Here is a 1,319-nt window from a genome sequence, read left to right as displayed (position 1 = left end):
TGAATGATTTTTATGTGGAATTGTTTTATTATATATGCAATGGTATAATTTTATGGAACTTAATAATCAAATAATATAAAGTATTGGTGATAAATTGACATTTCACTTATTACCATACATTTGATAATCAATATTGAAAATTTTTTTTAAGCACTTTTAAAAATGGTATAATTGTATTTGACAAATGCAAAGAGTTCGAATCCGATAATTTGTCTTTTTTTTTTTTATATATAAATAATTATTTTAAAATTTGTATAAATAAAACAATTTCAATGAATTTCTCTTTCATATAAATCATCTTTTTATATTTGGATTTTCTTTTTTACATCCTTTTATTCAAAAAGTTGATTATATCAAGATTATTAGTTCCAATAGTCAAAGAGGGCTTTCTTAAATTTAGATGTCGTTTTTATTTTATAATACCTTTCAATATTACTAAAAATCTGGAGATGATATTTTGGACTATTTTGATAATCGAAATAACCTATTAAAAACTACTTTTAATGAATAAAACATTAAGAAAATATTACTTTCTAATTTAATAATAATATAATGCAGTGTTTTATTTTTAAGTCGGAATCAATTTTATAACTTATTGATCTAAATTATTTTTTACTGCTCATTTTAAGCTTATGATAAGCTCAAAATAAACTTTAATAGCTAGCTCATTCTAAAGAAAACAAAAACAAAGAATAAAAGTATATAAAATAATTATTTCATATTTATTAATTTCAACTGTCAGAGATGTGAAGTTGGGATCATTGCGAAAACAATCATATCTAAGAATAACTTTTGAGAGGATAATTTATTGTTGAAGAATATTTTAACTGAGGATAATGAAAATCATAGATGTAGATACTTGAGGCGTCGAGGAGATTTGAAGTTGCAATGACTGCTTTGAGGAGTATTTGTGATTGAGATGATTGCGTTGATGAGATCTGTAAGAACTGTGTTGAGGAGATTGGAGTCAAGAATAATTGCATTGAGGAGATCTGTAGTTGAGAGGATTCCGTTGAGGAAATTTGAAGTTACAATTACTGTTTTGAGGAGATCTGTAGCTGTTGGAACTGTGTTGAGGAAAATCCGTAGCTGATGAGATTTGTGCTGAGGATATCTGTATGAATTGCGTTGAGGACAATTTGTAGCTGTGGAAACAACACTGAGGAGATCTGAGGTTGCAATGGCTGCGTTTAGGAATATTAGTAGGTGTGGAAATAGTGCTGATGAGATCTATAACTGGGAGAATTGAAGTTGACAATAAGGCTGGTAGTTGAATTAATGGAATGAGAAGCCTGTAGAGAAGTTACTAAGAGGTTGGT

General features: G+C 27.7%; 1 protein-coding gene. It reads left to right on the top strand.

Annotation, left to right across the window (positions count from 1 at the left end; genetic code table 11):
* Positions 1-910: 910 nt before the first annotated feature.
* A complete protein-coding gene (locus tag QZ306_RS10595; protein ID WP_295163674.1) occupies positions 911-1,093 on the top strand; it encodes a hypothetical protein in 183 nt (60 codons plus the stop codon).
* Positions 1,094-1,319: the final 226 nt, after the last annotated feature.

Source organism: uncultured Brachyspira sp., assembly GCF_910588665.1.
Lineage (GTDB): Bacteria > Spirochaetota > Brachyspiria > Brachyspirales > Brachyspiraceae > Brachyspira.
The sequence above is the reverse complement of the archived record's forward strand: the minus strand, read 5'-3'. Positions and strand labels throughout refer to the sequence as shown.